Annotated in this window: 22 protein-coding genes; 12 read left to right on the top strand and 10 right to left on the bottom strand. The window is 51.8% G+C overall.

Annotation, left to right across the window (positions count from 1 at the left end):
- The first annotated feature begins 460 nt into the window (after window positions 1-460).
- The 4 genes from A9753_RS09830 to A9753_RS07515 all read left to right on the top strand — a co-directional run bounded on the left by A9753_RS09830 (window position 461) and on the right by A9753_RS07515 (window position 2903).
- Window positions 461-601: a hypothetical protein gene (locus A9753_RS09830; RefSeq protein ID WP_176702765.1), complete on the top strand. Its 141-nt coding sequence runs from the start codon at window positions 461-463 to the stop codon at window positions 599-601.
- Window positions 602-631: 30 nt separating this feature from the next.
- Complete coding sequence (locus A9753_RS07525) at window positions 632-1285, top strand: hypothetical protein (protein ID WP_067782728.1); 654 nt, start codon at window positions 632-634, stop codon at window positions 1283-1285.
- Between the two features lie 203 nt (window positions 1286-1488).
- Entirely contained in the window at window positions 1489-1830 is a 342-nt protein-coding gene (locus tag A9753_RS07520; protein ID WP_067782725.1) for a cupin domain-containing protein, read from the top strand.
- Between the two features lie 152 nt (window positions 1831-1982).
- Entirely contained in the window at window positions 1983-2903 is a 921-nt protein-coding gene (locus tag A9753_RS07515) for a hypothetical protein (protein ID WP_067782722.1), read from the top strand.
- A 121-nt stretch (window positions 2904-3024) separates the two neighbouring features.
- Here A9753_RS07515 and A9753_RS07510 read toward each other — a convergent pair whose 3' ends face one another.
- The 8 genes from A9753_RS07510 to A9753_RS07475 all read right to left on the bottom strand — a co-directional run bounded on the left by A9753_RS07510 (window position 3025) and on the right by A9753_RS07475 (window position 12986).
- Complete coding sequence (locus A9753_RS07510) at window positions 3025-3783, bottom strand: NAD-dependent protein deacylase (RefSeq protein ID WP_067782719.1); 759 nt, start codon at window positions 3781-3783, stop codon at window positions 3025-3027.
- A gap of 115 nt (window positions 3784-3898) precedes the next feature.
- Window positions 3899-5287: an LssY C-terminal domain-containing protein gene (locus A9753_RS07505; RefSeq protein WP_245637407.1), complete on the bottom strand. Its 1389-nt coding sequence runs from the start codon at window positions 5285-5287 to the stop codon at window positions 3899-3901.
- Between the two features lie 194 nt (window positions 5288-5481).
- On the bottom strand, window positions 5482-6195 hold the full coding sequence (locus A9753_RS07500; protein WP_067782716.1) for a TetR/AcrR family transcriptional regulator: 714 nt from the start codon (window positions 6193-6195) through the stop codon (window positions 5482-5484).
- A 15-nt stretch (window positions 6196-6210) separates the two neighbouring features.
- Window positions 6211-8028, bottom strand: a complete 1818-nt coding sequence (locus A9753_RS07495) for an ABC transporter ATP-binding protein (protein ID WP_245637406.1) — start codon at window positions 8026-8028, stop codon at window positions 6211-6213.
- A complete protein-coding gene (locus A9753_RS07490) occupies window positions 8028-9875 on the bottom strand; it encodes an ABC transporter ATP-binding protein (protein ID WP_067782713.1) in 1848 nt (615 codons plus the stop codon). Before A9753_RS07490 ends, A9753_RS07495 begins: the two co-directional genes overlap by 1 nt.
- Window positions 9872-11536 (bottom strand): ABC transporter ATP-binding protein, encoded by a 1665-nt coding sequence (locus A9753_RS07485; protein ID WP_067782710.1) that lies wholly within the window; start codon window positions 11534-11536, stop codon window positions 9872-9874. The genes A9753_RS07490 and A9753_RS07485 overlap by 4 nt, the downstream gene beginning before the upstream one ends.
- Window positions 11533-12366 carry an energy-coupling factor transporter transmembrane component T family protein gene (locus A9753_RS07480; RefSeq protein ID WP_176702764.1) on the bottom strand — a complete coding sequence of 278 codons (834 nt, stop codon included), beginning with the start codon at window positions 12364-12366 and terminating at the stop codon, window positions 11533-11535. Before A9753_RS07480 ends, A9753_RS07485 begins: the two co-directional genes overlap by 4 nt.
- Window positions 12363-12986 (bottom strand): MptD family putative ECF transporter S component, encoded by a 624-nt coding sequence (locus A9753_RS07475; protein ID WP_067782704.1) that lies wholly within the window; start codon window positions 12984-12986, stop codon window positions 12363-12365. Before A9753_RS07475 ends, A9753_RS07480 begins: the two co-directional genes overlap by 4 nt.
- 312 nt (window positions 12987-13298) lie before the next feature.
- Between A9753_RS07475 and A9753_RS07470 the strand changes: the two genes are divergently transcribed.
- The gene (locus A9753_RS07470; protein ID WP_067782700.1) at window positions 13299-14408 is read left to right on the top strand and encodes a sialidase family protein; all 1110 of its coding nucleotides are present in this window, start codon (window positions 13299-13301) and stop codon (window positions 14406-14408) included.
- Window positions 14409-14487: 79 nt separating this feature from the next.
- On the opposite strand, the gene A9753_RS07465 is transcribed toward A9753_RS07470, so the two are convergent.
- On the bottom strand, window positions 14488-15234 hold the full coding sequence (locus tag A9753_RS07465; protein ID WP_067782697.1) for a FadR/GntR family transcriptional regulator: 747 nt from the start codon (window positions 15232-15234) through the stop codon (window positions 14488-14490).
- A gap of 109 nt (window positions 15235-15343) precedes the next feature.
- Here A9753_RS07465 and A9753_RS07460 point away from each other — a divergent pair, with 109 nt between their 5' ends.
- The 7 genes from A9753_RS07460 to A9753_RS07430 all read left to right on the top strand — a co-directional run bounded on the left by A9753_RS07460 (window position 15344) and on the right by A9753_RS07430 (window position 24074).
- Window positions 15344-16963, top strand: a complete 1620-nt coding sequence (locus A9753_RS07460) for an ABC transporter substrate-binding protein (RefSeq protein ID WP_067782694.1) — start codon at window positions 15344-15346, stop codon at window positions 16961-16963.
- A 240-nt stretch (window positions 16964-17203) separates the two neighbouring features.
- On the top strand, window positions 17204-18169 hold the full coding sequence (locus A9753_RS07455; protein ID WP_067782691.1) for an ABC transporter permease: 966 nt from the start codon (window positions 17204-17206) through the stop codon (window positions 18167-18169).
- A complete protein-coding gene (locus tag A9753_RS07450) occupies window positions 18169-20373 on the top strand; it encodes a dipeptide/oligopeptide/nickel ABC transporter permease/ATP-binding protein (RefSeq protein WP_067782688.1) in 2205 nt (734 codons plus the stop codon). The genes A9753_RS07455 and A9753_RS07450 overlap by 1 nt, the downstream gene beginning before the upstream one ends.
- Window positions 20370-21203, top strand: a complete 834-nt coding sequence (locus A9753_RS07445) for an ATP-binding cassette domain-containing protein (protein WP_245637405.1) — start codon at window positions 20370-20372, stop codon at window positions 21201-21203. Before A9753_RS07450 ends, A9753_RS07445 begins: the two co-directional genes overlap by 4 nt.
- A 46-nt stretch (window positions 21204-21249) precedes the next feature.
- Complete coding sequence (locus A9753_RS07440) at window positions 21250-22176, top strand: dihydrodipicolinate synthase family protein (RefSeq protein WP_067782684.1); 927 nt, start codon at window positions 21250-21252, stop codon at window positions 22174-22176.
- A 2-nt stretch (window positions 22177-22178) separates the two neighbouring features.
- The gene (locus A9753_RS07435) at window positions 22179-23294 is read left to right on the top strand and encodes an ROK family protein (protein ID WP_083090436.1); all 1116 of its coding nucleotides are present in this window, start codon (window positions 22179-22181) and stop codon (window positions 23292-23294) included.
- A gap of 81 nt (window positions 23295-23375) precedes the next feature.
- Window positions 23376-24074, top strand: coding sequence for an N-acetylmannosamine-6-phosphate 2-epimerase (locus A9753_RS07430; RefSeq protein ID WP_067782681.1), 699 nt, complete (start codon window positions 23376-23378; stop codon window positions 24072-24074).
- Window positions 24075-24366: 292 nt separating this feature from the next.
- On the opposite strand, the gene deoD is transcribed toward A9753_RS07430, so the two are convergent.
- Entirely contained in the window at window positions 24367-25092 is a 726-nt protein-coding gene (gene deoD / locus A9753_RS07425) for a purine-nucleoside phosphorylase (protein WP_067782678.1), read from the bottom strand.
- Window positions 25093-25172 lie beyond the last annotated feature (80 nt).

Below are 25172 nucleotides of genomic sequence, written 5' to 3'. Positions count from 1 at the left end.
TTTCCGGCGAATGATTTCGTCGTGAGCGTTTGTGTAATTAATTTGAACTGAGTGGAAGGGGTGAGGTTCGAGCGTGGTTAGAGCCTCTGCGGGTAGCAATATCAATCCTGTGCGTTGGGCAGTAGGGTGCTGCATGCTCTCTGGTGCTGGGTTCGAATGCTCGGAGAGGTGTGATCGTCTTCTAAGTGCGTATCGAAGGTGGGCTGCTTGCGCTCATCTTCGTATGATATTTCGATGCATAGATTAATTATTTATCGGCATGATCTGCAGTTTTGGTTTGTCAGGAGTGTTTTTAGGGACTCCTACACTCTTGAGCCTCCTTCAGAAGGTTCTCTTAAGATTTTGAATAGAGAGACTCATCGCTAATATCTCCTTCATCACTTTTGTCAAATAAAGTTGAGAAACTCGTAAGAAGTTTCTTTGATCGGGGCTTTCTCAAATTCCCTGTTTGGAGAACAAAGTGACTTCCCATCCTTCTCATCGTGCCGTGTCTCGCGGTCTTGCTTGGTCCGTTCCTGCCCTCGTTGTGGGAGCAGCAGCGCCCGCTATCGCAGCATCTACTTGTGTTGACAGCCCTGTGCTCATCCAGAACCCCGCATAGGACCTGCTCTCCAAAGACATCATCGCCTCCGTGACCACCCCAGTCATGGTTGATGGTCGCCAGATTTCCGCAACGATCAGCATGGCTACCTCAAACCCCAAGAGCTTGCGAAAAGTCGGCCCTCTGTACACCGATTCTCGTGGATTTAAGATCTCCGATGAAGGCAACCTTGTCATCACCGAAAAAGCAACGAGTGCCGGCCCTAATGCCGTGATGCTCTGGATGGTTGGCAAGAACAAGGGCGGCCAGATCGTCACCATCTCATTCTTAGAACCTGTCACCAAGATGGTGTTCGGCCTGTCCGATATCAACGCTGGCACGGACAAGAATATGGGTGCATACCGTGACCACATCGATTTCACCGGAAACAAAGGAACGTTCACGTTCGCTCCCGCCCCCGGTGCCAAACTCGTTGCTGATGAAGAGAGCAAGCAGATTTACACAACTACAGCACCCACTCACTACTGCGTAACTGATGACTACATGGACACTGAAGGAACAGTTGACGTGACATGGACTGCCCCTCGCGATGACAAGGGCAATGTCATTCCTCAGACCTCGATTTCCTTCCTGTACTACAACAGCACTGAAGACGCGAACTACAAGGTTAGTGACAGTGTTCAGGTGAACTCGATGATCATCTTCATGGCAATGAAGTCAGTCTCCACCGGAACCTCCTGCTAATTAGTACGTCTAACTCGAGCAGTGTGGGGCCTCTTAGCATGTTGCTGAGAGGCCCCGCATGTGTTCTCTGAATGCGATTGGCTGTCCAAGGGAACTCGGATTTAGTGGTGGGCAGTTGGTCTGTGACGTTCGAGTCATTGACTTGCTGGGGGAGAGGTCTATATTTAAGAAAGTCCAAGTTACCTAATTCGTGAGGGGTTCCCATGCCATCCACACCCGTATCGCAGTCCACCGTCACCACTGACATCCTCACCAAACTGCCGATCGTCCAGGAAGCCACCACCTCACGCGTCGTGGTCAACAATGACGTGCTCCGCCAAGTCCTCTTTAGCTTCGACACCGGACAGGTCCTTACCGAACACGCCTCACCTCGCGCTGTCATCGTCCAGATGATTCACGGACGCATCCGCTTTGAAGTAGCTGGTGAATCCTCGGTAGTCACCGACGGCGACGTTATCTACCTGGCACCCAACGAGCGCCACGCACTCGAGGCACTTGAGCCCTCGCACATGGCACTGACGCTCGTTGCAGTGAACAGCGACTGACTCGCACACCCTGCCAATAGTTGTGCTGCCTAGGGGAGTACTCCCCACCGTAAAGCGCCACATTCCGCTGATTTCTTGGGCACAATAATTCCCAACATAACGATGTACCGGAGCCATCTGCGAATGGTTCCACCAACGAATGTGGGGACCTCATGGAAAAGCGCCAACTTCCCAACGAATTTGAAGTGCCCTTATGGAAGGGCATGGATGAAGTCAACGAACTCCTCGAACAAGGCAAACTCGAGAAGGCCTTCGCACACGCTGAAGAAGTGTGGGAAATCCTTCCGCCACCCCGTGAGCAGTGGATTCGAGGTGGCGCCCTCCTGTTCGCCCAATGCATGGGCGAAGAAGCCATCAACGCCAAGCGTTACGACCTGGCCCACCGGTGGATTGAACGCGAAATCGAAGCAAACGGTGACGAAATCGACCTCCACACTGTAGCGCTCTACAGCCGAATCGCACGTCTCTACTTGGGGCTGGGCCTGAATGATCGCGGGGCCAAAACCCTCCAGACCATGTATGACTTGGATGGTCGCCGAGCCTTCAAAGATCACCCTGAACTGTGGGAGATTTTCTCGAACAACGAGGCTTCCCAGATCGACGACGTCTACATTCCCTCAGCCATTCAGGAGGGAGATGAACCGGATGCCGAGGTGATTGAACGCAACGGTCAAGAACTTGAGACCCTGCTTGAGCGACTTGACCAACTCATCGAACAAGGTGCCTGGGCAGATGTTATCCAGGCTAGTATCAAAGCCCTTGAATGCTTACCTAAACCCATCATGCAATGGGAAATTGCCAAAGACCTCTACCGTGGTCTAGCCCAAGGATGCATTTCAGAAACGATGTATGACCAAGCCGTGCGTGCGACGTCGGAAATGATGAGTTGCGCCGGAGGAGTAGAAGATTACGCGCTATGGCTACTACGCGGAGAATCATTCCTCTCCTTAGGTCAAGAAAGAGAAGCAGCAGACTCGTTCATGCGTGCCTATATGCTCGAAGGCGAGGATGCTTTCGGTGGCGAAGTTGACATGTACCTGGAGTTCCTCCGTGAACACGGAGCCAAGATCTAACTGCGTTTACTACATGGGACAGTGCACCATGGTCTGAATAAGAACAGAAATATCTCGTATACAAGTGCGCGCAAAGGCATGGGAGTAAGGTCAAGATCAGCGTCGTGAAGTGAGAGCAAAGTCAGCGTTGGCAGAGACCAAGGCGATCCACCACTGCACCGAGCACTTCGCCCAGGCGACCATGGATCACGAGGTTCGCTTCGTTATCCCAAGCCGTTGGCGTGGCATTAATGAGCACTAATCGATCGCCGGAGTAGTACCGCAGAAGGCCTGCTGCCGGATAAACGTTGAGCGACGTGCCCCCAACAATCACTAAGTCAGCCTCACTAATGCGGTTGACTGCACCCTCAACAACATCCATATCCAGGCCCTCGCCATAGAGCACCACGTGAGGGCGGACCATGGCGCCGCACTCGGGGCAGTAGGGCACGCCGTCGCCCTCCATGACCTGCTCAAGCGAGGCACCGTGATGAGCCGGACTCACACAGTAGTTCGTCCACGCCGAACCGTGGAGTTCATATACATTCTGTGTTCCCGCAGCCTGATGGAGACTGTCAATGTTTTGCGTGACCACGCTAGTCAGATGCCCTGCCTCAATAAGGGTATTGACGTGGATGTGAGCAGCGTTCGGCTTGGCTTCAGGGTGAACCAACTCGTTCTTGTAGAGCCGATAGAACTTCTCCGGCTCGTGCTCCAAACAGTCAGCGCTCAGCAGATACTCTGGAGTGTCATAGCCAGAACTTGAGGAGTACAAGCCTGCAGCAGAACGGAAATCCGGGATCCCTGAATCCGTGGACACGCCGGCGCCGCCAAAAAACACGCCACGACTCGATTCACTGACCCACTGGGCCAACTGATCAATTGCTGCCTCATCACTCATAGTTCACACACTACTCGCGTGTAATGGTTCTCTGCGGTCAATCTCAGAGAAAAAGAAACCATCACTGTTACTTGCCAGACGCTAGGGCGTCACACGGGGGCAGGCACGTAATTGCTCAGCGAGACGACGGCTTCACCCACTGACGCATCGCATCAGAAGAAATCGCCCATAACATCAACACCGAGATACCAGCGGAAATCAGACCAGACGTAGAAATTGAGCCACGCACTGTAGCCAAACCAAGGTCCTGAATGGAGCCAACAATCGTCATGAGCATCAGCGCAATACGAGCCCAACGGCGTCGAGCAGCAGTTAAAACCCACAGGACTAACATCAGGAGCACGCCAACAGACAAACCAATGAACTCCACGCTCAAAGAAGTATCCTCACCATGCCATGACCAGCCATGACCAGCGAGCAACAGCCACGCAATTGCAACACTGACCACACTCAACACGATCATGGCTCCAGCAAGAAGAAACGGTGTGGGAGGCAAATGATGGTTGGCAGCGGCAGACATCTGATCAGCCACCGATAGAGACCCACCAGAGAGACTGTCAGAAACACGAACATCCTGGGGACGATCAATGTTCTCGTCACCTGGCAGATCACGCTGGGAAGCAGCGGTGACGTCGAGAACCGGTAAATCGCCGTCGGTATGGACACTATCGCCACCACCATTGCGATGGTGATACGCAGTAGAAAAGTCCTCAATAATCTGCACGTCACACTGTGGATCGGCATATCGCACCGTATTGATGACGAAGTCACGTTCGTCATCAATATCTGCATCAATCTTGTGTGTGATTTGGCCAGTAAATAGGCTCAAACCTACTGCGCGGTCATAGGTGCCTGCAGCAAGCCACCCAACCTGGTGCCCACCAGGCAGCATCCAGCCCTCAGGAGTCTTCCAAAAACGAATATGGTGGCGTTGAGACGCGTTGCCATCCACCTCCTGCTGGTAGGCAAAGTTATGGCGGTTTCCAAGCAGGAACAACGAGGAAACGGGAGCCTGAGGATAGGAACGGCGAAGAACGGACGACTTAATGATTCCCCAAGATGAGCGCAGTGTAATTTCATCGGCTAAAACCCAGCCCGCTCGGCGCATCGCTATATGAATATCAACCTCATCGCCGTCAACAGCCAAGTTCACTGGATCGCCTAGCAAGCCATCACCTGTGCGAGTGCGAGCAATGAAATAGTCCGGCACATAAAGTGCTGTAAAGAACTGATGCAAACGAGGCAAGGCAAGATAAGCCATGAGAGCCCAAAATGCGATCAGCCAGCCTAGCGAACTCCACGCCCAATGACTACTTTTTTGAACTAACAACCATGCCAACCATAACGTGAGCACACTTGCCGTCACCACACATGAGAATTCAAAGAAATCCGCTACAGAATGAGCCTTCTCTCCTGAGACCTTTTTCGGCTCGGATTCATAACGTGGGGGAGAAGTGGGAATAGGGTAACGGTTCGTGCCGTCGATTCGCAGTTCTTTACGCACTCTCAAAGTCTTCCACACTGTGAAGGTCCAGGGATTGTTAACACAGAGGTGACTGCTCTGAAAGCGATTACTTTGACACTCTTGTTGTGGGCGGGAACGCGAGGAAGAAAAGCAACCCGGCGCTTCTAGGGCAGAAAAGCAGCCCGGCGTTTCTAGGGCAGAAAAGTACGCAGGACTTTAACGCGAACTGTGAGTTAATGAGAAGCGGAAGGATCGTCTTTAAGCCACGTAGGTGAGGGGGTCACGCCAGCGTCTAACGCTGCCAAGAGAAACTCGACCTTAGGCTGCACCATTCGTTCATAGGCATTATCGGGTCGAGTAAAGGCGGACACATCAAGATCGATCTGCTCGCGTGAGCGTTCTAGATTGTGCTGCAGTAATTGCTGGTTAGGGCTATGGCCATGCCGATCTTGGTAAGCCCCCAAGCCTAGATGAATCGTAATAACGGTATCTCCGATGAAATCCATCATGAATGTGATGGTGTCATTGTCCTGTCCTGTTGCACGGAAGTCAGCGAATACGCGTTCTGCATAATCCATGAAGTGAACCTGAGGAAAGGGGTAGGTATAAAGAGTGATATCGAAACCTGGATAGGTTTCGCATAAATCCCAGCACATTCGTGCCCATGACCGGAGGAGATTGAGCCAATCTTTATGTTGAGGATTCCATCGGATCTGTGAGGCAATACGGTCGAGACACGCGCCAACAAGATCATCACGGCTAGAAAAAAGACGATACAAACTGGGAGCACCCACGCCCACAGCCTGAGCAACCTGAGCCATGGTGAACGTGTCTAAACCAAGTTGGAGGGCTGCGTCAATAACATCATCTGCGGAGAACTTTGGCTTAGGGCCCGTTTTTCGTCCCGGACGGATTGGCGCAGCGTTCGTGTTTGCTCGCAGGCTCATCTTGTCTCCGTTCCGTTACATTAATGACCATCCTTGGGCCGTGACACGTTGTTGCCAAAAATCATGATACGTGCCTGGCACCCCAACAAGATCATGATGACTGCCGCACTGCTCTACACGTCCTTCACTATTGAGAACAAGAATGGTGTCTGCTGACGTGATGGTACTCAACTTGTGCGCAATGACAATGAGCGTGGACTGTTTTCTCATATGTTCAAGGCAGGCCATCACATGCTGTTCATTGGCAGGATCAAGGGCACTCGTTGCCTCATCAACAATCATGATGGGCGCATTTTTCAAGACTGCACGGGCAATCGATACCCGCTGACGCTCACCACCTGATAGTGCGCGACCACCCTCACCAACGGGAGTATCCCATCCTTGGGGAAGACGTTGAACAATCTCATCAACCCCGGCTAACGCTGCTGCCTGTTCGATAAGTTCCTTACTAGCTTCTTTATTTCCCACGGCAATATTGGCGAATAACGTGTCGTCGTAGAGATAGACGTCTTGGAATACCCAAGAAATCTGTCCCATGACGTCTTCGAGTCGCTGTTCGGTGACATCAACGCCCCCAATGAGCACACGTCCTTGGGTAACGGGATAAAAGCGCGCGAGTAGACGAGCTAGGGTTGTTTTTCCACATCCTGAAGGGCCAACGATAGCTGTCATGCTTCCTGGTTGAACCTCGAAAGATACGTCATGAAGAACAGTTTTATCTGCCGTGTAACCAAAGGTGACGTGCTCCATGGCAATAGCGCCAGAATGAATAGCACGCCTTGGATTGAGGGGATCAACGATCACGGGCTCATCCAAAATGGCGTTCACAGTGTTAAGGAGTGGGCGAGAATTCTCTAGCCCCATGCCATAACCACCAATTTCAGAAAGCAATGTGGTGAATCGGAGCATGATGCCGATAAAAACGATGGTGGCTACTGGATTCGAAAAACCAATGCTGGGGCTGACTGCAATCACCATCGCGAGAACCGCAATAGTTTGAGAAGCACTTCCCAAGGTGAATTGGCCAAGGAGACCCCACCAGAGACCTCGAATAGCACTGTGTTCTGCCCACTCATTGGCCTCGTGAAGAGGCGCGTAGTGCTTTGCTTGACCGCATGCTCGAAGCGCAGGCTGGTGCTGAGTAAACTCCACGAGACGTGCTGATTGTTCTTCAAGAGCGGGCTCGCTGATATTCTTACTATGACGTTCACATGCGCGTGAGGCATAGATGGCTAATGCCATGACGGGAATACTCGCAGTCAAGATCAGTCCCATCGGAACAGACCATACCCAGCATCCAGCCAAAAGAACCAGCATGGTGAATACATGCATCACCATGGGAGAAAGCATGTGAGCTAAAGACTCGCCCATCATCATCATTTGTTTGGTAACAAGGCGGGAGAACTTCCCCGCGGTGTCATCGGTGAAATAACCGAGCGGGAGACGGGCGACTTGCTCACCGATTTTGGCGTGCAAACTCTCCATCACATCAAGTGCTGCTTGATAGTTCGCCATTGCTAACAAGTATTCGCACAGGGCAGAAAGCACGGCGATGATAGCGAGCAGCATTAACCAGCCATGGAGCGTCAGCCCCCATACAGGACGATCCATCATTAATGCCGCGCTTGCTGGCATGAAGACGACAAGCGCACATCCACGAATAATGCCGCTGACGATGGAGAGTAGTAAAGCGTGACGAAGGAACTCTTGTCCTTGTGCGCTGAGAAGGCGAAATAACTGTGTAGTAATGCTATGCGGCGCAGTAAGCGAAGAGGTGACCGGGAGCGGTGGCATCTGGAGAGAATCGTTACTCAAAGTGCTGGCGCTGGACATTAGTCTGTTCCTTCCCACAGTGCCGAGTACAACGGGTGATGGGCCACTTGTTCAGGCGTGCCCTGGCATGAAACCTGTCCATGGTCAAGGATGACCACTTGGTCCACTCCTCGAACGGAAGCAGGACGGTGCGCAATGACGAGAACTGTTCGACCTTCACGACGTGAATGGACGAGTTGAGTGAGGGCCTCTTGGATTAAGGCCTCAGACTCTGGGTCGGTCAGGGCAGTAGCTTCATCGAGGATGAGAATCGGCGCATCCATAAGGATGGCTCGTGCGATTGAAAGACGCTGACATTGCCCGCCAGAGAGGTAGGTCTCCGTGGAAAAAACTGTATCTAGTCCTCGCGGTAGCGCGCGGATTTCCTCAGCAATTTGGGCAGCCTCAAGGGCTTGCCAAATCTCTTCATCAGTTGCGTCTGTTTTTCCCAGTCGTACGTTATCGCGGATGCTCAAACGCAGAATATGAGGGTCTTGGAGAACGAAACTCACCAGTTTGTACAGTTCGTCAGTGGAGAACTCCCTAAGGTCCTTTCCGTCGAGCGTAATGCGGCCTTGATCTGGATCATCAAAACGCGCCAATAAGGTAGCCAAGGTTGATTTTCCTGAACCGGACGAGCCGATCAGTGCAGTAACTGTTCCCGGTGCCAATTCAAGAGTGATTGAGTCCAATGCCAACGTCGGACCGTAGGAGTATGAGACATGAGAAAAACTCACCGCGGGTGGTTCGGCTTCGTTAGCGATTTGGTGATTGTGCGGTTCACCGCCGATTGTTTCCCCAAGTTCTTCTACTTGGGGAATAGTCAGCACGTCTTGAATACGCAACGCTGCTGCGCCCGCTAACTGAAGAGCCCATGTCATATTTGCTAAGGTCTCGAATGATTGAGGAATCATTAATGCGATGATGGTAGTGACTACTAAATTGCTTGGATGGGCTTGTCCGGAGTGCACCAGTAACGAACCAATCCCAAGATTCGCTAAAACAAGTACGGATGTGGAAATGGTTGCGTAGGATAGCGCTGACATGCGGAGCATCGGTCCACACCATGCGTAATAAAAGCGGTGGAAATCCTCAGTAGCGCAAGTAAAACGCTCATGTGCTTGACCTGTACGACCGAATGCTTTGACGACAGAAATACCGGTAATGAACTCCACCATGGTTGCTGAGACGCGACCCAAATGAGTATCCATCTCTGCTGTTTTTTCACCCATGTCATGCATCATGTAGGCCATTGCGGCGAGGTACAGTGGCAACGTGGCGATTGCTAAAAGGCCGAGCTTCCAGTTGATGGAGAATGCATATCCCAACAACGCTAAAGGGCTAACGATTGCTACGGTGTTATCGACAGGTGCATGAGCAATGACTGTATGAATTTCGTGGGTATCGTCCTGAATTGCTTTGCGAACAAGGCCGGAGTTTGTTTGAGAAAACCATGACAGTGGTGCTTGAGCCATTCGTGAAGCAATGTGGTTTTGGAGGTGATGCCTGAGGCGTACATCAGCAAAGTGTGACACTGTGAGCGCACCAACGTAGAAGAAGAGTTTTGCAATGAAAAAACTCAATAGGACGACTAGTGCTCGGTGGACTTCATGAGTATCAGGAATACTTCCGTTTTCCCATGCTTTGAGCATGGTTTGTGCTAACCAGACCAAGGCGATGAAAGGGCCTACGGAGAGTACCCCCGAGATAACAGCCATTGCCCGAGCGATAAGGAGGCGACCTCTAATCGGTGCAACAAGGGCTTTAAAGGCGCGTCGCCCAGCGGCATCTTTTTCTTTATTCGATAACGGGACGGATTCGTCATCGAGAGGTGGAGAATTCAATGACGTGATATCGACGGTACTCATTGTGAGCATCCTTGAAGTGAGTTGGTGCGGGTCAAGAGCGTGAGGTGAGCGCTGCGAAGTGACTCATCATGGGATGTAGCTGGGGGAGACAACCGGACTACGTGATGAGCGCATGATTCGATTAATTCGGCATCGTGTGTGATGACGAGAACGGTGTGGCCTTGTGAAGCGAGGTCAGTGAAGACATTGCTAATTGCCTGTAACTGTCGGTAGTCCACTCCTGATGTGGGTTCATCGAAAATGAGGAGATGACGCCGGGTTGCTAGAGCAGCAGCAATGACAACTCTTTGCTTTTGTCCGCCTGAAAGCGAGAGAGGATGACGAACAGCGCAGGTAGATAGATCTAATTGATCCAAAATTGCTGGCACATCGATATTTTGATGGCGAGTTCCCACTAGTACTTCTTGCTGCACTGTTTGAGAAAAGAGTTGCCGGTGAACATCTTGCATGACAATTGCGGCATGAGAAGGCAAACGAGAAGGCTTGATTAAAGAACCGTTAATACTGATGCCACCCCGTTGTGGCGTGAGTAGACCGGTCAGGAGTGATGCCAAGGTACTTTTGCCGACGCCGTTGTTCCCCACAACGCACGTAATCTCACCAGCAGGCAAGTCAAGAGCATCAATGAGTACGGTGGGGGAGTCATGATGACCTGGGTAAGTGAACTCTAATCCTCGAATACTGACTCCTTCAGAGGCAACATCTGATTCACGGCGGGGGAGTGGTTGCTCACGCCAAGTGGGGCGGCCTTCACTTGTACTGATAGAACTTCTCTGGTCAGCAGTTTTATTGAGTATTAATGAGTGGAGTTCGGTAGGGGCTGAAAATGTACGAAGCCCAGCCGTGCGGCGTTGCTCATCACTCTGTGTAAAGAACTTTTCCCCTTCGATGAGTTGCGGTTGCTGCCCTGGGGTGAAAAGTACGACTTGGTCGACTAGGTTTTTCAAGAAATACAACCGATGTTCAGCGATGAGAATCGTTTTTCCTGCACGTTTTAAGGTTGCGAGTAACTGAGTGAACGATTCGATTGCTTCAAGAGATAGGTTGGCTGTGGGCTCGTCGTAGAGAAGGACCGGAACCTCTGCTGCTAGTGCTGCTGCCTGAGCGACAGATTGGAGTTGTCCACCAGATAACCCGTGCAAACTTCTATTGAGCAGATGCTCAACCCCTGTTGTTCGGGCTGAATCGATGCTGCGCTGAAGGAGGATTTCGCGATCAACACGATAGTTTTCCCCGCAGTAAGCGATTTCGGAGAGCACCTGACCGGTGAAGAACTGTGTCCGCGGGTTTTGAAAAACAGTAGCGCTGTGACGACCGATGTCGTTGAGATCGACCTCATTCATGGTGTGCCGATCGACGATTACTTCGCCGGAGAAGTGTCCTGGTTGAAGGTGAGGGATTAATCCATTAGCCATTTTCAGTGCTGTGGACTTGCCTGAGCCTGATGGTCCGCAAAATAGCGTGATTGTCCCTGGAGTGCATGAGACGGAAAGATCATGAAAAACAAGGGAAGGTTCTTCGCCTGGAGGTGCTGGATAAGCGAAGGTGACGTCAGTGAAGGTTACTTTTCCGTCGCTTGTAGAGCGGATGCTCTTCCCAGGATCGTTTTCACTGGAATGATCTTTCCCTTCAGTTAGTAAGATAGTCGGGGAAATTGTCATCTCGCGATCACTGCCTCATGTAATGCATTCATGTCAGGAATGCTTCCCGGATTGAACCAACGAAGAACTAATAAAGCTATGACGGCACTGATAACGACTACGTCCCCGATACGCCACCGTAGCGCGATGAGGGGCAATGGAATTTCTCTGGCACCCATTCCGCGGATCACCGCCGACGCAGTGAGATCATCAGCGATGCGGATAATCCCTGCCATGAGGGGAACAAGGAGATACTCCACAGTACGAATAGGATGAAGTATCGTGTCCCGACCAGTTAAACGAATTCCGCGAAGACGCATAGCCGCTTGAATTGCGCGGAACTCAGCGATGATTGTCGGAATGAAACGAAGCATGACAAGAACTGCGTTCACGAAACTGCGTGGTAAGCGCATGCTTCGTAGAGCGGATGCTAACTGCGTGGGGCTGATCGAATAGAGGGCGTAAATCCCTAGCGTTGTAGTAATTGTGAAACGTGACATCCAAAAACTCATGCTGATAAAAAACGCAAGAATTGCAGACTGGCCAATGACTGCTGCGTGAGTGGTGAACACAATGAACAGCGTGACAAGACTGATGTAGATGAACAGGCCACGCAGTGAACACACAGACGCGAATAAAACTCCCGCGATAAACGCAGCCACAATCAAAACAGGAGTGGATGCACCGCCCATGACGCAAATATTGGTTATGAATACCAGGAGCAATGTATTTCGTGGATCGTTACGGAGATAGCGGACCGGTTTCCACGATGTTCGTAGGTTCTGTTCCCACTGGTGGTGGGGAGTCGTTGGGACAGGCTTGCTGAGGGGAGCGAAGGCCAAAGAACTCATGCGATGCCGGCTTTTTGGAAGTGTGAGCGTAGTACTTTTGTGCCGATCCATCCCCCGATGAGGGAGAGGAAGAAGTCGACGATGATGAAGATCATGAGAACTGTAGGCGTGAAAATTGCACGCATTTCATCGGAATAGACCTGGCCCATTTGTCGAGTAATGTCTGCGTAGTAGGCGTCTGCGTTGTAGAAAATTGGGAGCCAGGCACCGAAGTACCACAACTGAAGAATTGCGTAAGCGATGATGTTCTTCTTCGCGTTCACATACTGGCCGCTGCGGGCAAGTAAATCGGCGATGAGAGCCATTAAGACAGACAAAACCAAAGTGGTCCATGCATGGCCGGTAAGGACCATGAGAATTCCGATGATTGTGCCGAGTGCTGTTAGAGCGCCGAAGGAACGCACTTTGGAGAAGAACACCATGATGCCGGTTCCTTCGAGAAGGAACGCTAACGGCCCCGAGACAAACATGAACTGGGGTCCAAAGAATCCCAGCATGCCCAGTGCGAAGAAAATGACGAAGTACACCGCGGTGAAGACACCTGTGTACATGACTTTTTGTGCCGTTGTTGCCGATTGTGAGCGTGCAGTTAGCGCAGGGATTGATGGCTGTGTAGACATGAATCGACCTATTTCTTATCGGGGCGAATCTATTGATGAATGCCGTTCGGAGATAGGTTAGCCCAACCTAACTAGATCTGTCATCAAGAAACATTATCTGACATATAGTCAGATTTGTTATGGGTGCTCAAGCGTTAGTGACGCCAGGAGGAAGGTTGTTTTTGTTGGGGTTGCTGTATGAGTGAAGAGTTCTGGAGATTCAGGGGACTACTTCGATAAATCCTGAAGATTCAGGAGGTTACTTCAATAAAACTCAGGAGGTTACTTCAATAAATACATATTCTCAAAACGGGTGATTGTATAATTTTGCCCATGTCAGTTACCCTCGCTACTGCAGGTACGCCGTTTCCAGGCTCGGCATTTGCTTCGCCGATTTATCGAATTCCAGCACTCACACGAACTGGGACGGGCAGACTCATCGTCGCTTTTGACGTGAGGGAAGACTGGCGAGATCTTCCTGCTGACTTTGACCTTGCCTATATGGTGAGTGATGACAATGGTAAGACATGGTCACGCCCGCGTCCCCTGCGAGCCCATACGCCGGGACATGGCTTCGGAGATGCTTCGTTAACGTATGACCCATCCAGTGGAATAATATTGTGCTGGTATGTGGGGTCGACTGGTGAATCGTATTTTTCGGCTCGTCCTGGCGGTCCAGGATTAGAGCTTTGGCTTGCTACGTCGGATGATGATGGTCAAACTTGGTCTCATCGCGACTTTTCATTCCTGCGTCCGGCGAATGTTGGAGGAATGTTTACCGCCTCAGGTAATGGTGCCGTTGGGCACGGTGGGCTACTTCTTCAGCCATTTGTTGCTCGAATTGATGATGAAAACTGGGCGATCACCGCGCGTTCTTATGATCATGGTGACACGTGGTCTATGGGGGAACCTGTGGGGCCGCATTGCGATGAAAACAAGGTGATCGCATTACCTGATGATTCCATACTGATGCATGCTCGTTCACGTCCTCACCGTTACTGGGCAATCTCCACTGATGATGCGCAGCATTTCTCCTCACCACAGTCGGATCTATCGCTAACTGACCCTGCTTGTAATGGGGGACTGTGTGAATGTGGGGGAGTGATGCTTGCTTCGATGTGTGATGACCCTAGCGAGCGCACACGATTAGGGATTCATGTGTCGGTCGATAATGGTCGAACGTGGAGTCCTGCGATCATTATTGATGAAGGAGCGTGCGCCTACTCTGTGATGACCGCACTTGATGACGATCATGTTGTGGTGGTGTGGGAAGCGGATGACTATCTGACTCTTCAGTGTGCGATTTATTCGTTATCTGAACTTGGTCTAATGAGAAACGGCGATTGTTGGTCATGGGATAGTGATCGAGTCACTCTGAGTCCTCGAGGTGTCCAAGAAGGATGCGCTGCTGTCGCTAAGCCGCCGGTGGTGAACGCGAACTGACTCGTCTAGTGGTGTTGGCTTTAGGAAACGTAGTGATTGTGAATGGGGCTGGCGTTAACGAGGGGTGAAAACGGACTCATTAAGCGGAAGTTGACGAGTCAATAATACGAAGTAGCGGAGCGTAATGGTCACGTACTGCTTGATGGTAAGCGTGAAGATCTCCCGACGTAGCAGCATCTGCCATCGCTTGGTGGGCATGAACGGTCTGATCTAAATCGGTCGGAGTTGGGATTCCCATGCGAGGAGTCAGACGTGTATGGACTTCCCAAAAAGCAGTGGTAAGTTGGCCCAGAAGTTTGTTGTCCAATGGAGTTAATAATTCGCGGTGGAAGGCAATATCGTGGGCGGTAATCGAGTTGCCGGCACGCAACTGTTCAGCCATAGCTGACACGTATGTTGTTAGCGACGATACGTCGCGCCCCTGCCAAGCATGGACAATATCTTCGCCTGCAGCGAGATCAAGGGCGCGTCGGATCTGGACAATATCTTTGAGCGCGCGACGATCTTCCCCAGGATTGAGTGCTGCGCGGAACACCAATTGCTCAACCATAGGGTCCATAGAAATCTCGCCTACGAACATGCCGTGACCATGTCGAACGTGGACAATGTCAAGGGCGGCGAGTGTGCGGATTGCTTCGCGTACAGAAGAGCGTGACACTCCCAGAACATCGCACATTGTTGCTTCGGTAGGAAGAGGATCTCCTGGTTGGAGATGGTTATCCATGATGTATTGCTTCATCGCAGCCATCGTGTGTTCTGCAGCAGAGCGAGGATTTGAATGGCTCGATAATGCAGTAGAGGCTAGAACTGAGCGCAAAGCCGGCATGTAAATTACCTCACCAATAGTGCTATCTGTTGCTGAAGAACATGCTACTATGATTCTGCCAACGACGTCAGACATAGGATGTCTGACAAATATCTTTCAGGAGCATTCAATGGTGAATACACCCCTGGGCGGCGCCAGCCGCCGTTCATTTCTCAAGGTCAGTTCGGCATTAGGCGCGGCAGCAGCCCTCGCTGCAACATTGTCCGCTTGTGGTGACAAGAAGGATGCAGCAGGAAGCGATTCATCCGGAAGCACTGCCACTGCTAACAGCCAGGGAAAGATTACTGCGGGTATCTCATACGAGTTAGGTACCAACGGCTACGATCCCATGACCACAACATCGGCACTCACACTTGCTGCTAACTGGCATACTCTCGAGGGCCTAACTGAACTCAATCTTGTCACCCGTGAATGCTATGCAGCTCTCGGCGCTGACATGCCTAAGCAGATTGATGACACTCACTGGGAAGTAGCTCTGCGTGACGGGGCTGTTTTCTCTGACGGAACCCCGGTAACCACCGATGACGTCGTCTTCTCGTTTGAGCGCGTGCTCAACCCTGAGAACAAGAGCCTTTACGCTGCTTTCCTTCCTTTCCTCGATTCTGTCCAGGCAAAGGATGACAAAACAGTCACTGTCGTTACGAAGTACCCCTTCTCTCTTGTTCCGGAGCGTTTGAGCGTCGTTAAGATCGTTCCTAAGGCTGTTGTCGAGGCTGATCCTCAGGCATTTGATCAAAATCCTGTAGGTAGTGGCCCGTACATCATGACGGACAATGGTGCACAGAGCCAGCAGGTGGAGTTTAAAGCCAATGAGCACTACAACGGTGCGCATCCTGCAAAGGCCGCAAGCATGGTGTGGCAGATCATCCCCGATGAAACTACTCGTACCAATGCCATTAGTTCCGGAACTGTTCAGGCTATCGATTCTGTCCCAGCAGCAAACCTTGGCACCATGAGTGAACCGCTCAAGGTTGCTGCTAAGCAGGGCTTTGGATTGCTGTTTACTATGTTCAACTGTGGCTCTGCGCCAATGAATGACGTGCGCAATCGTCAGGCAGTGATGTACTCACTGGACTACGACAAGATCTGTAAGACTGGCATGTCTGACTTGGCTACCCCTGCTACATGCTTTGTCCAAAAAGAACATCCTGCCTACAAGGAAGCATCGACTGTTTACACCCACGATGTTGACAAGGCAAAGAGTCTTTTCGCTGAAACAGGTCTGACTGAAGTTCGCCTTCTGTGCTCTAATCACGGTTGGTTTGCTGCGGTGCGCCCCATTATCAAGGAAAACCTTGAAGCCGCAGGCTTGAAGGTTAACTATGAAGAAAAGAAGTCTTCTGACGTCTACTCCACTATTGATGGAAACCCCGATGCCTACGATATTGTCGTAGCACCAGGTGACCCCTCAGTATTCGGAGATGACGCAGATCTTCTGCTTCGCTGGTGGTACGCAGGCGATACCTGGACCGATTCCCGCATGCACTGGAAGGGCGAGGAATCCTACAACCAGGTTCAGGATTTGCTGAACAAGGCAAGTGAAGCAACTGGTGATGACCAAAAGAACCTTTGGCACCAGACGTTCGATGTTGTTTCTGACGTCATTCCGCTCTACCCCATTTTCCATCGCAAGGTACCGACCGCATACAACGGCGAAACTCTTGTGGACTTCCAGCCGATCGCTGTAACCGGTTTGTCATTTATTGATGTGGGTTCCACTGAGTCGTGATGACCTCATTCGGTGTGGGGCTCATGCTTCCAGCGTGAGCCCCACACCTCTGAAACTCCTCGAATATGAGGGACTTTATTGACGGTGTGATGCGTGATCTTTCTTGAGAAAGGAACATTCAGCGCTTAAAACACCAGTGAAGTGATGGCTGTGCGCCAACGATGGCGTCGATAAGCCAGCATTGAACAAAACAGATCAGCCACTATTGCGTTTGACGCGTGTATTGCAAAGGAACATTACGTGTCCAATCTCGTCCGTCTCATTGGACGCCGTCTGCTGGCGTTACCTGTGATGGTTTTGGGCGTGACATTCTTGGTATTCGTGGTGATGTCTTTATCATCTGTGGATCCGGCCCGCATGGCGCTGGGCGAATCCGCTAGTCACGATGCTCTTGAGAATTACCGAATCGCTCACCATCTTAATGATCCTCTTCTCGTTCGCTACGGCGATTATCTTATGGGCCTTTTCAAAGGTGACTTAGGGCAGTCGTTCACTGGGGTGAGCATTTCTGATTGGGTCGCAACCGCTTTTCCTATCACACTTCAGTTGACATTTATTGGTCTAATTGTTGCTGTTGTATTTTCAACAATTCTTGGCATTATCGCTGCTCTTTATCGTGATCGCTGGCCCGATCAAGTTATTCGTGTTCTTTCGATCGCTTTCTTAGCTACGCCGTCATTCTGGCTGGCATTGCTGCTTATTCAGTGGCTTGGTGATATCCCCGGTGGCGCCGCTATGTTCCCTGCCGTTGTCACGAAATGGATTCACTTTTCTGATGATGCAGGAGGATATATCCACCAGATTTTCCTACCTGCTGTCGCACTCGCTATTCCTGTGATCGGATCACTTACCCGTGTGGTTCGTACGGCGATGGTGGAAGAACTCGATAAGGACTATGTCCGTACAGCTATTGGTGCAGGAATTCCTAAACCAATTGTGGTGGGACGTAACGTACTGCGTAACGCACTGATCACGCCTATTACGGTTCTTGGTTTACGCGTGGGCTACCTGATGGGTGGCGCTGTGGTCATCGAAATGATTTTCAACATTCAGGGAATGGGACAACTTATCTTCCAAGGGATCACACGCGGTGACGTCAACGTCGTCCAAGGCGTGACGCTCACTGTGGCGCTTGCTTTCATCCTCATCAACATCGTTGTTGACATGCTTTATGTCCTCGTTAATCCACGTATTAGGAGTGTGTGATGTTCCACCGCAGCACTCTCAAGAAAACTGAGGCCCCAGGATTGCGGTTCCAGGGGTGGCGTGCCCTTCCATTAGCATCGAAGATTTCGATCATTTTGTTGCTAGTGGTGGCTTTTATGGGGATCCTGGCCCCGTGGTTAGCACCTCACAACCCTAGTGCATCAGGTCTCACTAGTGTTGAGCACACGATCCATATTGAGGGCGTGGGAGACCAAGTTATTCCGGATAACTCTGTTTCTCCACGTAGTGGATTCCCGATGGGAACTGACGGTGCAGGACGTGACATTCTTAGTCGAATCATGGTGGGGGCCCGAGTTTCCCTGATCGTGGGTTTATCGGCAACCGGTTTGGCACTGGTGATCGCCGCAGTGCTTGGCTCTATTGCGGCTACGTCACGCAAATGGGTATCAGAGCTGCTGATGCGTAGTTTAGACATTTTGATGTCTTTCCCCGGAATCGCTCTGGCAGCTGTTTTGGTTTCTGCGTTGTCTACGCGTCTTCCCATGCTTCCAGTGATTATTGTGTCAATCGCTATTCTTTATATTCCGCAACTTACTCGTGTAGTTCGAGCTAACGTTCTTTCGCAGTTTGGTGAAGACTACGTTGCGGCATCGAAGGTGATGGGGGCGCCGTCCTGGTGGATCTTAGCGAAACACGTAGCACGTAACTGCGTGGCACCCATCATGGTTTTCGCAACAGTGCTCGTTGCTGATGCCATCGTTTTTGAAGCATCCTTGTCCTTTATCGGAGCAGGCATTGCCTCGGTTTCGACTCCCACGTGGGGAAATATGCTGTCTGAAGGCAAAGAATTGCTGTTGTCTGGTCACTGGTGGACCACATTTTTCCCTGGCATGATGATTCTTATTACCACCTTGTGCCTTAACGTGTTGGCAGAAGGCTTGACCGATGCGATGGCCTCTCCACGTATTAAGGTCAATGTGAATGTGACTGCTGATGAAGAAGCTCTTGACACCAGCGACTCGATGGACCAAGGGGATCACGAGGCAGTGACTGCTACTGATACTCCTGCACAGCCTCAAGTAACCAAGAATACGTCCGTGGTTGACTCAGCATTGGCCATTGAAGGCATGAGTCAATTAACCCAGATTGTTCGTCCTGCAGCTGCTGATATACCGCTGGCTACTCGACTTGAGCATCTTGCGATTGCGGAGCGCGAACGTCACGATCGTCTTGTTTATACCCGTGATGACAAGCCAATTCTTGAGGTGAAAGACCTTTCCATTGCATTCCCTGCGCAACATGGCGAAACCGATATTGTTGACCACGTAAGTTTTTCTGTCCGGCCCGGTGAAACAATGGGGCTGGTTGGTGAATCTGGGTGTGGTAAGTCCATTACTTCCATGGCAATCATGGGGCTTCTTCCACCTACCGCACGCCTTAGTGGCGAAATCATGTTCAATGGCCAGGATTTGCTCAAGCTCAGTGCGAAAGAACATAACGCTCTGCGTGGAACTGGCATGTCCATGATTTACCAGGACGCTTTGTCCTCACTTAACCCGTCCATGCTGATTCGTTCCCAAATGAAACAGCTCACCAAACGCGGCGGAACACGTAGTGCTGAAGAACTTCTTGAACTCGTCGGTCTGGATCCGGCACGGACGTTACGCTCTTACCCCCACGAACTTTCTGGTGGCCAACGCCAGCGCGTTCTTATCGCGATGGCATTGACCCGTGACCCTGCACTCGTTATTGCAGATGAGCCCACGACGGCTCTTGACGTCACGGTTCAGAAGCAAGTGATCGATCTTCTCAACGATCTTCGTGAGAAACTCGGATTTGCCATGGTGTTCGTCTCTCATGACCTTGCACTTGTTGCAAAGGTGGCTCACCGTATTACGGTGATGTACGCCGGACAGGTTGTAGAGCAGGCAGAAACCAGTGAACTATTGATCAATCCGATTCATGAATACACGCGAGGGCTCCTTGGGGCTGTTCTCTCTATTGAAGCTGGATCGAACCGACTCCACCAAGTTCGCGGAACGGTTCCTAGCCCTCGTGAGTTTGCTATCGGTGACCGTTTCTCCCCGCGTAGTGCGTTGACCAATATCGGTGTTAATACGCGTCCCACTCTCGTTGATGTGCCTGGTCACGCCGGTCACGTTTACGCCACTACCCCTGAGCTTGATGCTGCACGCGCTGCCCTTGGATTGGCGCTGGGCGAAGACCCGAAGGAGCAGTCATGAATACAGATGAAATGACGCAAACACCGTCAGTGACTACTAAAGACACACCCATCGTTGAACTGCGACATGTTCACGTGATTCACAAGTCACGAACTGGCTCGTTATTTAAGCCTGACACAGTTCACGCTGTCAATGACGTTTCACTGAGCGTTCGTCGAGGTGAAACACTCGGCATCGTAGGAGAATCAGGGTGCGGGAAGTCCACCACTGCTCGCGTCATGGTAGGTCTGCAACCTGCTACCAAAGGCGAGGTGTATTTCAAAGGCCGTAAACTTGGCCATCGCGCATCAGATAGGCGAGCGTTAGGGCGCAGTGTTTCCGTGGTCTTCCAAGATCCAGCAACTGCACTCAACCCTCGTATGACGATCCATGACACATTGATTGATCCGCTCAATGTGCACCGCATTGGAACACCAGCTCAACGTGAAGCCCGAGTCAAAGACCTCCTGGGGGTTGTGGGCTTGCCTATGAGCGCTATGCATGTGATGCCCCGGCAAATCTCTGGCGGACAGCGTCAACGTGTGGCTATCGCTCGCGCTTTAGCGCTGGACCCTGACATCATCGTGGCCGACGAACCCACATCCGCCCTCGATGTGTCTGTACGAGCCCAAGTGCTCAATCTATTGGAAGATCTCAAAGCTTCCCTTGGCTTGGGACTAGTTTTCATCAGTCACGACATCAACACCGTTCGTTACGTTTCTGACCGAATCGCGGTGATGTATTTCGGACGTATCGTGGAAGAAGCGCCTACCAAGCAAATCTTCACGAATCCTCAAGACGAATACACAAGAATGTTGTTGTCTGCTGTTCCTTCGCTTATGACGGATTAATTCCGATCATTCTCATCACTCAACAATGTGAAGAATCGAGAAAATTATGGATACCCGTTTCACCGGAGTCATTCCACCTGTTGTTACACCATTTACTCCTGACGGTTTAGTTGATTTTGACTCACTTGACCGCGTCGTCGATCACCTTCTCGAAGGGGGAGTGGATGGGCTATTCGTTCTGGGCTCCACTGGCGAAGTTGCTTACCTGACCAACGCCGAGCGGCAAGAAATTACTCGCCGTGTAGTAACTCGTGTTGCTGGCCGCGTCCCAGTCCTTGCCGGGGCTATTGATAGCACTGCTCGTCGTGCTCAACAGCAAGCAGTTGCTCTATCGCAACTGGGCGTCGACGCCATTGTCGCAGCCTGCCCCTTCTATGCTTTGAATGATCAAAGCGAAATTGCTGATCATTTCCGCATGATCAAGAGTGTCATCGGTGAGATGCCTCTGTTTGCCTATGATGTGCCTGTTCGTCTCAACGGCGTCAAACTTGGTCTGCCTTTGCTGATGACACTGGCAAAAGAAGGCGTGATTGCAGGTGTCAAGGATTCCAGTGGTAATGATGTTGCCTTCCGACGTCTTGTGGCAGCCAACGAGGCAGCAGGTCACCCCTTGGCTCTGCTGACCGGTCACGAATGCGTCGTCGATGGCATGTTATTACTCGGTGGTGATGGCGTGGTTCCTGGCTACGCCAATGTCAATCCTCGTCCTTACGCCGATCTCATGGCCGCCGCACGAGCAGGTCAATGGTCACGGGCCCGTGAGATTCAAGATGCGATTTGCGCAGAATTCGAAATGGTGTTCTTACCTGTTGGTCGCAGTGGTGACGCTGCAGGCGTGGGTGCATTTAAGACCGCCATGGCTGAACTCGGTGTTATTGCCACCAACACGATGGCTCCTCCTGTCCAAGCACTTACCGGCCAGACCAAGGAAGCGATCGTGAACCTTATGCGTGAGTGTGGCATGGTGCAGTAATCATGATGAAAGACCAGACCCAGCCGGTGATGATTGGCGTGGACATCGGCGGAACAAAAATGGCTGCAGCGGTTGTCAACCCTGCACCAGTTCCCAGCCTCTTATCCACACCCGTCAGTATTCCTACTCCAGCCCACGATGGCCCACAAGCTATGGTCAGTGCACTAGTCGACCTCATCGTTAAGGTGTACGAAACCTCTGGATTGGTGCATGGAACCTGCCAAGGTCGTTGCGTAACCCTCGTAGGCTGTGGGGTAGGAACCGCCGGCGTGGTAAATGTTGACGATCAAATGATCGTATCCGCAACTGACGCAATCACCGGCTGGGCTGGTACTCATCTGGGAAAAGATCTTGCTCATCAATTAGCAAGGCGTGTGAAGGCTTTTCAGACGCGAGAACGGACGCATACGGCGTCGATAGCACCGGGGGTGGGACAAGATATTTCCTACGCACCACTTGCTATTGGAACCGAACGTATTCACATCCAAAACGATGTAGACGCTTATGCGATGGGGGAAGCTGTTGCAGGAGCAGGGCGACGCTACTCATCAATGATTATGGCCGCTGTGGGCACTGGCGTAGGTGGGGCAGTGGTACTGAATTCCACTGTATGGCGAGGTGCGCACCATGTTGCCGGAGAAGTCGGACATATGCCGGTTGCACTAGCCATGGATGAACCATGCACCTGCGGACGCACAGGACACCTTGAAGCTATATGCGCTGGTCCCTCTATCCACCGTCGTTACCTTGCACTAGGAGGGGACCACTGCGCACTTCATGCTCGAGACGTTGAAAAACGCGCTGACGATGGTGATGCCATCGCACTGCGTGTTTATGAAGAGTCGGCCCGTGCATTAGGCAAAGCCCTGGCAGGTTTGGCTACGGTGATCGATCCAGAATGCATTGTGGTGTCCGGCGGACTATCACGAGCAGGAGAACTGTGGTGGCAACCGCTCAGAGAAACTTTCCGTAACGAACTGATTGGACCTTTGCGTACTATCCCTCTTATCCCCGGGGAAGCAGGGACATCAGCGCCTATCATTGGCGCAGCAGCAAGTTGCTGGCAACTACCGGCAGTACAACGCATGAACCGTGCTCTTAATGCATCCAATCATTAATTGATGAGATAAGCGGAACCTTGTGCTGAATATCCATCATGACCATCATTCAATGAGACAAGCGAAGAATCGAGTCATCGTATGACTACCCCCCGTTTTCAACCAGACGAAACTATGAACCACCTGCGTGGACAACTCATTGCCTCGGCACAGGCATATCCCGGTGAGCCAATGCGCGATCCACGGACGATGTGCGAAGTTGCTCAAGCATGCGTGGAAGGAGGAGCAGCAGCGATTCGAGCACAAGGAATTGCTGATTTGGTTCTTATGCGTGAAGTCCTTGAAGTACCCATGATCGGGTTATGGAAAGACGGCCACGACGGCGTGTTCATCACTCCCACGTTGCGTCACGCTGCAGCGGTGGCCACCACGGGCTGTGAAATTGTGGCCCTTGATGGGACCCGTCGTGAGCGTCCCGACGGATTGACTCTTGCTCAAACAATTAATGGGTTGAAACAAGAGTTTCCCAACGTTTTAGTCATGGCTGATTGCGGTAGTACGCAAGACGCGCTGTATTCACAAGATGCGGGCGCTGACATTGTGGGGACAACGCTGGCCGGATATACCGATGAACGTCCTGCTACCAATGGTCCTGACTTTGAACTGATTGATGACCTCGCAACTCGCGTGACGGTACCGTTCATTGTTGAAGGGCGTATTCACACTCTTGAGCAGGCAAGTGAAGCGATGAAACGTGGCCCCTTAGCAGTGGTGGTAGGAACAGCCATCACTCATCCAACCTCCATAACTCGCTGGTTTGTTCAGGCAGTAACACGCTAATCCCAACGCGTACACCACTACGCGCCGGTGCTACCTCGCAGCCATATAAGCTGGTCAAAGTAAATGTATGGTGGCGCGGCGGTGTTGCCACAACAACGTCAATGGGTGGGGGGGCGAGACGCTATAGCGTCTCGCCCCCCCACCCATTTGTTCGAGCATCAACAAAATAACGAACGCTGCAAACTACTTGAGCAAATCGCCTTTGTAGCCATTCGAGTGTTATGCAGTTTTACAGAGTAAAAAGCGTTCGTGAACTTAGAGCAGCACTCGTGTTGATCTGGAGGGCAAAGACTCACTCACTGTGGGCTGCGGCCACAGCTAAGCGGAGAGCTCCTTGGAAGCGTGTCTCGCGTTCTTCGGCGCTCATGTCACCGGAGTGATCAAGCAGGTGATCGGAAACGGTGAGTACGGTCAGGGCCTGCTTACCGAATTCTGCGGCCACGCCGTAGAGCGCTGCGGCTTCCATTTCCACGCCAAGTACGTTGTAACTAGCTAGACGCTCGGTCTGGCCTTCGGGGGTGAAGTAGAAGTGGTCGCGGCTGATGACGGTGCCAAAGTGTACGGCGCCATCCTGGTGAGCTTCGGGGGTTTGCGCGGCCTGCCAAGCGGCGTTGGCTAGGCGGAAGTCAGCAACTCCAGAGAAGTTCACACCGGGGATACGCAACTGATTCATAGAGGAGTCAGTGTGTGCGCCGGTAGCAACGATTACGTCACCGACTTTGACGCTGGGGGCGATGCCGCCGGCGGTGCCAACGCGGATGATGCGCTCCACGCCGAACTGGCTGAAGAGTTCGGTGGCGTAGATGGTGAAAGAAGGCTGGCCCATGCCGGAACCCATCACACTCAGGGGCTTGCCGTTGCAGGTGCCCGTGAAGCCCATCATGCCGCGCACGTTGGTAACTAGGCGCGCATCATCCATAAGGAGGTTGGCGATGCGCTCGGCGCGCTTGGGATCGCCGGGCATGAGGACAGCGGGAGCGAAATCGCCCATCTCGGCTGCGATGTGTGGGGTTGGCATCGGAGTCCTTCCAGAAATTGAGGTCGTGTTCAGCCAAGTTTCGCATAGAAATATCTCCCTCTCATAGAGGGGGCATGGCC

Source organism: Actinomyces vulturis (assembly GCF_001687305.1).
GTDB classification, from domain to species: Bacteria; Actinomycetota; Actinomycetes; order Actinomycetales; family Actinomycetaceae; genus Actinomyces; species Actinomyces vulturis.
This window is presented reverse-complemented; position numbering and strand designations above follow the sequence as displayed.

Coding starts and splice junctions, on each gene's coding strand:
- A9753_RS07450 (WP_067782688.1), top strand. CDS start 18,169: ATGTTCCACCGCAGCACTCTCAAGAAAACTGAGGCCCCAGGATTGCGG.
- A9753_RS07520 (WP_067782725.1), top strand. CDS start 1,489: ATGCCATCCACACCCGTATCGCAGTCCACCGTCACCACTGACATCCTC.
- A9753_RS07490 (WP_067782713.1), bottom strand. CDS start 9,875: ATGAGTACCGTCGATATCACGTCATTGAATTCTCCACCTCTCGATGAC.
- A9753_RS07435 (WP_083090436.1), top strand. CDS start 22,179: ATGATGAAAGACCAGACCCAGCCGGTGATGATTGGCGTGGACATCGGC.
- A9753_RS07465 (WP_067782697.1), bottom strand. CDS start 15,234: ATGCCGGCTTTGCGCTCAGTTCTAGCCTCTACTGCATTATCGAGCCAT.
- A9753_RS07480 (WP_176702764.1), bottom strand. CDS start 12,366: ATGAGTTCTTTGGCCTTCGCTCCCCTCAGCAAGCCTGTCCCAACGACT.
- A9753_RS07500 (WP_067782716.1), bottom strand. CDS start 6,195: ATGAGCCTGCGAGCAAACACGAACGCTGCGCCAATCCGTCCGGGACGA.
- A9753_RS07430 (WP_067782681.1), top strand. CDS start 23,376: ATGACTACCCCCCGTTTTCAACCAGACGAAACTATGAACCACCTGCGT.
- A9753_RS07495 (WP_245637406.1), bottom strand. CDS start 8,028: ATGTCCAGCGCCAGCACTTTGAGTAACGATTCTCTCCAGATGCCACCG.
- A9753_RS07475 (WP_067782704.1), bottom strand. CDS start 12,986: ATGTCTACACAGCCATCAATCCCTGCGCTAACTGCACGCTCACAATCG.
- A9753_RS07470 (WP_067782700.1), top strand. CDS start 13,299: ATGTCAGTTACCCTCGCTACTGCAGGTACGCCGTTTCCAGGCTCGGCA.
- deoD (WP_067782678.1), bottom strand. CDS start 25,092: ATGCCAACCCCACACATCGCAGCCGAGATGGGCGATTTCGCTCCCGCT.
- A9753_RS07485 (WP_067782710.1), bottom strand. CDS start 11,536: ATGACAATTTCCCCGACTATCTTACTAACTGAAGGGAAAGATCATTCC.
- A9753_RS07515 (WP_067782722.1), top strand. CDS start 1,983: ATGGAAAAGCGCCAACTTCCCAACGAATTTGAAGTGCCCTTATGGAAG.
- A9753_RS07460 (WP_067782694.1), top strand. CDS start 15,344: ATGGTGAATACACCCCTGGGCGGCGCCAGCCGCCGTTCATTTCTCAAG.
- A9753_RS07445 (WP_245637405.1), top strand. CDS start 20,370: ATGAATACAGATGAAATGACGCAAACACCGTCAGTGACTACTAAAGAC.
- A9753_RS07510 (WP_067782719.1), bottom strand. CDS start 3,783: ATGAGTGATGAGGCAGCAATTGATCAGTTGGCCCAGTGGGTCAGTGAA.
- A9753_RS07440 (WP_067782684.1), top strand. CDS start 21,250: ATGGATACCCGTTTCACCGGAGTCATTCCACCTGTTGTTACACCATTT.